6 protein-coding genes and 1 tRNA gene are annotated in these 6,699 nt (G+C 70.8%); 4 read left to right on the top strand and 3 right to left on the bottom strand.

Translation table 11 applies throughout. From position 1 onward, the window contains the following. Nucleotides 1-196 precede the first annotated feature (196 nt). On the bottom strand, nucleotides 197-523 hold the full coding sequence (locus AB0D31_RS30785) for a hypothetical protein (RefSeq protein ID WP_362729199.1): 327 nt from the start codon (nucleotides 521-523) through the stop codon (nucleotides 197-199). 100 nt (nucleotides 524-623) lie between these two features. Here AB0D31_RS30785 and AB0D31_RS30780 point away from each other — a divergent pair, with 100 nt between their 5' ends. The 3 genes from AB0D31_RS30780 (at nucleotide 624) to AB0D31_RS30770 (ending at nucleotide 4,044) form a co-directional block, all read left to right on the top strand. Beyond that, nucleotides 624-854, top strand: a complete 231-nt coding sequence (locus AB0D31_RS30780; protein WP_267052840.1) for a DUF4287 domain-containing protein — start codon at nucleotides 624-626, stop codon at nucleotides 852-854. A gap of 509 nt (nucleotides 855-1,363) precedes the next feature. Continuing rightward, nucleotides 1,364-2,773 (top strand): glycoside hydrolase family 16 protein, encoded by a 1,410-nt coding sequence (locus AB0D31_RS30775; RefSeq protein WP_362729197.1) that lies wholly within the window; start codon nucleotides 1,364-1,366, stop codon nucleotides 2,771-2,773. 17 nt (nucleotides 2,774-2,790) lie between these two features. Beyond that, the gene (locus tag AB0D31_RS30770; RefSeq protein WP_362729195.1) at nucleotides 2,791-4,044 is read left to right on the top strand and encodes a glycoside hydrolase family 64 protein; all 1,254 of its coding nucleotides are present in this window, start codon (nucleotides 2,791-2,793) and stop codon (nucleotides 4,042-4,044) included. A gap of 127 nt (nucleotides 4,045-4,171) precedes the next feature. Here the strand turns inward: AB0D31_RS30770 and AB0D31_RS30765 are convergent, their stop codons facing one another. Together AB0D31_RS30765 and AB0D31_RS30760 are read right to left on the bottom strand one after the other, a co-directional pair. Then, nucleotides 4,172-5,047, bottom strand: coding sequence for a Bax inhibitor-1/YccA family protein (locus AB0D31_RS30765; RefSeq protein ID WP_362729193.1), 876 nt, complete (start codon nucleotides 5,045-5,047; stop codon nucleotides 4,172-4,174). 154 nt (nucleotides 5,048-5,201) lie between these two features. Continuing rightward, nucleotides 5,202-5,283 (bottom strand) — tRNA-Leu (locus AB0D31_RS30760). 457 nt (nucleotides 5,284-5,740) lie between these two features. Here AB0D31_RS30760 and AB0D31_RS30755 point away from each other — a divergent pair. After that, a complete protein-coding gene (locus tag AB0D31_RS30755) occupies nucleotides 5,741-6,511 on the top strand; it encodes an ABC transporter ATP-binding protein (protein ID WP_362729191.1) in 771 nt (256 codons plus the stop codon). The last annotated feature ends 188 nt before the right edge of the window (nucleotides 6,512-6,699 follow it).

Below are 6,699 nucleotides of genomic sequence, written 5' to 3'. Positions count from 1 at the left end.
CCTCTCGGGGGCTGCGCCCCCGCCCCCCCCTTCGCGCCTGAACGGCGCTCGTCCTCAATCTCCCCCAAGGCATTAAGGGCCAGGGGCCCCCATGACGGGCTGAGGTTGCCGATGCGGACCGGCACCAAGTAGCCCAGGGGAGCGGGGAACCGCGCGAGCAACCCGGACAGGCTGAGGACGCCCACACCGCCCGGCGCTAGCCGAAAGCGCGACCCTCCGCCGCCTCCACCAGCCCCACCGCCCCCTCCGGCTCCCCGCCGGGCGGCGTCTTCGCCGCGTGCAGGGCCTGCGCCATATCCCGTCCGGCGACCATGACTTGGTCCGCGACGGAGAACATCCCCGCGTCCGGCATGAGCAGCGGCTCACGCTCCGGGTTCTCCACACGCTGCGCCCTGAGGGCCAACTCCCGCGCCAGGGCGAGCCCTTCGGCGGCGGCGCCGCAGCGCAGGCGGCTCTCGGGGGCGGCGCGCAGCCGGTCGGCGAAGCGGTCCACGGCCAAGATCAAGGGGTTCACATCGAGCACGCCGCGACCCTACGCGCCCGTCCCGCACTGTTGCCAATACGCGAACCCTGAGGCACGGTGCAGTGAAGGACCACGAAGCGCAACGCCTCCGGAGGCGCCGATGTCCCAAGTCTTCTCCGAAGAGACCCACCGCAACCTGCTCTCCCGCATCCCCCACTGCACCGGTCGTGAAGTGTCCGACTGGCTCCGCACCGTCGAGGAAGGCCCCTCCCTCTTCCGTTTCGAGGAGAAGGTCAGCTGGCTCCGGAGCGAGCACGATCTCGCCTATGGGCACGCCAAGGCGATCATCCATGAGTACGACATGAGGCGGGCCGCGCGCCGCCTGCTCTAGTTCCGGGAGGAAGCATTCCGATCGGCTTTCCGCGCCCGCGGGAAGTGCACCGCCCCTTCGCCCCGTCAGCCCCCGGCCGGCGGGGCGATGTGCTGCCCGCGCCCGCGCCCATCCCCAGCGCCCGTTCACGCGCCCATCCCCCGCGCCCGTGCACGCGCCCATCCCCCGCGCCCCGTACACGCCGCTCACCCCGCGTCCGCACCCGCACCCATCCCCCGCGCCCCGCGCACGCCGCTCACCCCGAGTCCGTGCACGCCGCTCACCCCCCGCGTCCGTACACGCACCCCCGCCCGCGCCCCCGCCCTCGCCCGAACCCGCCCCCGCCCCCGCCCCCGCCGACCCTCACCCCGCGCCCCCCACCCCGCCTTCAGTACCTGAACTCCCCACCCCCACAAGGCCTTTCACTGTTTTACCTCTTGACGCTCCGGACGCCGGGGAGCACAGTGACCGCGCAGCCCGTCGTTGAGAGCGCTCTCAGAGCGCTCTCTTTCCGAGAGAGGCACCCCCACATGCGCCCGTCACCCCACAGACGAAACCCCGCCAAACGAGCCCTGACCGCCGTGCTCGCCACCCTCGGCCTCGCCGCCGCGAGCGCCGCCGTCGTCGCGCTGCCCGCCAGCGCCTCCGCCCCGCCGCCCCCCGCCGGCTGGACCACCGTCTTTACCGACGACTTCGACGGGCCGGCCGGATCGGGCGTCAACACCGCCAACTGGCAGTACACGACCGGCACCAGCTACCCGGGCGGCCCGGCCGGATTCGGGACCGGCGAGGTCGAGACGATGACCTCTGCCACCAGCAACGTCGCCCTCGACGGCGCCGGAAATCTGCGCATCACCCCGCAGCGCGACGCCTCGGGCCACTGGACGTCGGGCCGTATCGAGACGAAGCGCACCGACTTCCAGCCCCCGGCCGGCGGCAAGCTCCGCATCGAGGCGCGGCTCCAGATGCCCGATGTGACGGGCGCCGCAGCCAAGGGGTACTGGCCGGCGTTCTGGGCCCTTGGCGCGCCCTTCCGCGGCAACTACTGGAACTGGCCCGGCATCGGCGAGCTCGACATCATGGAGAACGTGCAGGGCCTGAACAACAACTGGTCCACGATGCACTGCGGCACCAGCCCGGGCGGCCCCTGCAACGAGACCACCGGCATCGGCGGCCAGAAGGCCTGTGACGGCACCACCTGCCAGGGCGGCTTCCACACGTACGCCGTCGAGTGGGACCGCTCCGGAGCCGTCGAGCAGATGCGGTTCTACCTGGACGGCGTCAACTTCCATACGGTGAGCCAGAACCAGGTCGACGCGGCGACGTGGACCAACGCCACCAACCACGGCTACTTCGTCATCCTGAACGTCGCGATGGGCGGCGGCTTCCCCGACGCGTTCGGCGGCGGCCCCGACGCCAATACCCAGCCGGGCCACCCCCTGGTCGTCGACTACGTCACCGTGCGGCAGGCCGGCGGCTCCGGCACCACCCCGCCCACCAACCCGCCCACCACCCCGCCCACCGGGAACCGTGACGCGTACGGCACCGTCCAGGCCGAGTCGTACGACCAGCAGTCCGGTGTGTCCAAGGAGACCACCACCGACAGCGGCGGCGGCCAGGACATCGGCTCGATCGCCAACGGTGACTGGGCGCTCTACAAGGGCGTGAACTTCGGTACGAACGCGGCCAGGCAGTTCTCCGCCAGAGTGGCGAGCGGCGCGGCCGGCGGGGTCAGCGGTCTGGTGGAGGTACGTCTGGACAGCCCGGGCAGCGCGCCCGTCGGCAGCTTCGCCGTGGCCAACACCGGCGGCTGGCAGAGCTGGCGCACCATCCCGGCGAACATCAGCGGCGTCACCGGCACCCACGACGTCTATCTGACCTTCACCAGCGGCCAGGGCGCCGACTTCGTGAACGTCAACTGGTTCGGCTTCGGCCACTGACAGGAGGGCGGGCAGGCATGAAGACCGTACGGCTCCTCCTGGCGGCCGCGACCACGGGCGCGCTCCTGTTCCTCGGCGCGGGCGGCAACACGGCGACAGCCGCCGACACCCAGCGGGCCCCCGGCGCCCCGCGGACCACCGGCACCCCGCAGTCCACCGATACCCCCCGGCCCGCCGCGGCGGCCGGCTTCCCGATCGTGTTCCAGAACAACACCCACGGCGCGTACGGCGACGCACAGATCTACGTCACTGTGCTCGGCCAGATCACCCCCGGCCAGTGGTCCTACCTCAAGCCCGACGGCAGTACGGCCCACATCAGCCACCTCGACGCGAACGCGCCGGGCCACCTCTCCAAGCACGGCGTGAACTACCCGAACATGTCGTTCACCCTGTCCCAGGTGGGCGGCCGGGTGCCGTCGCCGTCCTCGATCCGCGGCGGCCGGATCTACCTCTCGCTCGGCTCGCCGCTCTACATCCCCGTCTCGCCCGACGACCAGGGCTGGGGCGGCCCCGACCCGAACAACCCGACCGACCCCAACAACGACGTCTACTACGACTGGTACGAGTACACCTTCGTCAACGGGCAGGCCGCGTACGGCGGGAACACCACCCAGGTCGACCAGTTCGGCTTCCCGATGACCGCCCGGCTGCGCCAGACCTCCAGCGGCTACGACACGACCCGGGGCATCACCCAGAGCCGCGCCCAGGTCATGGCGGCGTACGCGTCGAGCGTGGGGGCGGCCTTCAGGCCGCTCCAGTCCGCCTACCGGATCGTGGCCCCGCGCTCGGCCGCCGGCTTCCCCGGTGACTATCTGACCTCGGCCATCGACCAGACCTGGAGCTACTACGCCGCGCACCCCTTCACCCTGAGCGCGCCCGGCGAGACGTTCTCCGGGCACGTCACGGGGGCCACGCTGAGCTTCACCAGGAACGGCGCGGGCCCCTACACCCTGAGCAAGCCCACCTCACGCGAGGTCATGGCCTGCTCGGGGGCGCTCGCCTCGGGCGGCGACGTGGAGAAGCGGCTGGGCGCGGAGTTCTGCGCCGCGTTCAACCGGGGCGTGGCCCAGAACACCGCCCTGTGGCACACCCCGGCCGCCTACTACCAGGGCGCGACCCCGAAGAACGACTACGCGGCCTTCTTCCACACGGTGGGCCTGGCAGGGCGCGCGTACGGCTTCCCGTACGACGACATCAACGACCAGTCCTCGGTGCAGATCCTGGGCAACGCCGCCCCGCCGACGGATCTGACGCTGTCGATCGGCTGGTGAGACCGGCCCCGCAGACCGCTTGGCAGACGGCTTCACAGACGCCTTCACAGACGGCTTCGCACATGGCGAGGGCCCCGCCCGGCAGTGCGCCGGGCGGGGCCCTCGTGACGTATCACCGGGTCCGGTGTCAGTCGTTGCCCTGCAGGATGGAGATCAGGCGCAGCGCCTCCAGGTAGATCCACACCAGCGTCATGGTGAGACCGAAGGCGGCAAGCCAGGACTCCTCGCGCGGAGCGCCGTAGGTGATGCCGTCCTCGACCTGCTTGAAGTCCATGGCCAGGAAGCAGGCGCCAAGGACGATGCCGATGATCCCGAACATGATGCCGAGGCCGCCGCTGCGGAAGCCGAGGCCGTCACCGCCGCCGATCGCCGCGAACAGCAGGTTGACCAGCATCAGCAGCATGAAGCCGATGGCCGCGGCCATGACGAAGCCGATGAAGCGGCGGTTGACCCGGATCAGCCGGGTCTTGTAGGCGATCAGCACACCGGCGAAGACCGCCATCGTGCCGAGCACCGCCTGCGGAACCGCGCCCGCCGACACATAGCTCGTGACGGCCGAGCTGATCACACCGAGGAAGACGCCCTCGAAGGCGGCGTACCCGATGATCAGCGCCGGGACCGGCTTGCGCTTGAACGACTGGACCATGGCGAGGACGAACGCGATCAGCGCGGCGCCGATGGCGATGCCGTACGACTTGCTGATGTTCGCGGCGTCGACCGGCAGCGCGAGCCAGGCGACGACCGCGCCGGCGACGACGGTGCCGAGCGTGATCGCGGTGCGCGTGACGACGTCGTCGATGGTCATCACACCGGAACGGGCCGGCGCCTGCGGGGCGCCCTGCTGCGTGTCCTGCTGTGCGTACGGATTCGTCGCGTACGGGTTCGTGGGCGCCTGCGCGTACGGGTTGCCCCCGGCCTGCGGCTGCTGCGCGGTGTTGAAACCGGCGTAGCCGTTGTCGCGGCTGAAGCCCCGTCGCGAGAAGACCGGGTTGCTGCTCCTCATCTCACTCCTCCATGGCCGCCCTGCGCGGCCTTGCCGTCCAGGGTAATGGGCATGCAAAGAAACCACGTACTGCCTAGGGAGGATCTTCACGCGGGGAGGAGGGTGGTGCAAGGGTCCGGCACCCCGACGCGCGGGGAGCCGGATCCTGCTGGAGTGCCCGGAGCCGGACTTGAACCGGCACGGCCCGAAGGCCAGCGAGGTTTAAGCTCGCCGTGTCTACGTTCCACCATCCGGGCCAGGGCGTGCGGCTCCGCGTTTCGCGGGACGAGCCTAGCCCGGCGCATCCCTCGAACAGCGGAACAAGTATCCGATGTTGTCTTATTTTATGGGCGCCTGAGGGTGCGTCAGCACAGCTCGGAGCGGTGTTGGCACATGCCGGAGGCGGTTGGCAGGGCGTCCGGGGTACCCCGATACGGGGCTGCGGAATGACGGAAAGTCGATGCCCCGTTCCGCCCTGTGAGAGACGCTGGCACGGCCCGCCGGAGCCCCGATCGAGTGATGGTCGGCTCGGACCGGACTCCGGCTCGGCTCCGCGCGGGATCTCAGGGGTGCCGTCATACCTCAGGAGGACGGAGGGGGCTGCGCCGTCCGACTCAAGAGGGCCAAGGAACGGCCACAGGGGCTGACGATGTGGCGGCCGGCGGCCGGAAGGATGGAGACATCCCCGATAACCGCTTCGACAGGAGTTCCTCCGTGACCACCATCCCCACCGCACACCGCGCGACCGCGGTGGCCGCCCGCGCCATCGAGCTGTCGAAGGTCTACGGCACGGGCGAGACCCAGGTGGTCGCCCTCGACCAGGTCACGGTCGACTTCCGGCAGGGCGAGTTCACCGCGATCATGGGCCCGTCGGGTTCCGGCAAGTCCACGCTGATGCACTGCGTGGCAGGTCTGGACTCGTTCAGCTCCGGCGCGGTCCGCATCGGCGACACCGAGCTGGGTTCCCTCAAGGACAAGCAGCTCACGCGGTTGCGCCGCGACAAGATCGGCTTCATCTTCCAGGCGTTCAACCTGCTGCCCACGCTGACCGCCCTGGAGAACATCACGCTCCCCATGGACATCGCGGGCCGCAAGCCCAACAAGGAGTGGCTCGACCAGGTCATCTCCATGGTGGGCCTCGCCGACCGGCTCGGTCACCGGCCCACGCAGCTCTCCGGCGGCCAGCAGCAGCGGGTGGCCGTGGCCCGCGCGCTCGCCTCCCGGCCGGAGATCATCTTCGGTGACGAGCCGACCGGAAACCTGGACTCGCGCTCCGGCGCGGAGGTGCTCGGCTTCCTGCGCAACTCGGTGCGGGAGCTGGGGCAGACCGTCGTCATGGTGACCCATGACCCGGTCGCGGCGTCCTATGCGGACCGGGTCATATTCCTCGCCGACGGGCGGATCGTGGACGAGATGCTGCGGCCCAGCGCGGATGGGGTGCTTGACCGGATGAAGGCGTTCGAGGCGAAGGGCCGCACCAGCTGACCCCGAGCCGCCGGGGGCTTCGCCCCCGAACCCCCTGTCCGTGTGTCACCTGGCCCCTGCCCGCCGGGGGCTCCGCCCCCTGCGCCCCTCTCGGGGGCTCCGCCCCCTGCGCCCCCGTTCGCGCCTGAACGGCGTTCGTCCTCAAACGCCGGACGGGCTGCGATGCCCCGGTGCGACCCGGCGCCAGT

Origin of the sequence: Streptomyces sp. NPDC048361 (assembly GCF_040651795.1) — a bacterium.
Taxonomy (GTDB): Bacteria; Actinomycetota; Actinomycetes; order Streptomycetales; family Streptomycetaceae; genus Streptomyces.
The sequence above is the reverse complement of the archived record's forward strand: the minus strand, read 5'-3'. Positions and strand labels throughout refer to the sequence as shown.

Excerpts from the sequence above, each read along its gene's own strand:
- AB0D31_RS30780 (WP_267052840.1), top strand. The coding sequence starts at position 624 with ATGTCCCAAGTCTTCTCCGAAGAGACCCACCGCAACCTGCTCTCCCGC.
- AB0D31_RS30775 (WP_362729197.1), top strand. The coding sequence starts at position 1,364 with ATGCGCCCGTCACCCCACAGACGAAACCCCGCCAAACGAGCCCTGACC.
- AB0D31_RS30770 (WP_362729195.1), top strand. The coding sequence starts at position 2,791 with ATGAAGACCGTACGGCTCCTCCTGGCGGCCGCGACCACGGGCGCGCTC.
- AB0D31_RS30765 (WP_362729193.1), bottom strand. The coding sequence starts at position 5,047 with ATGAGGAGCAGCAACCCGGTCTTCTCGCGACGGGGCTTCAGCCGCGAC.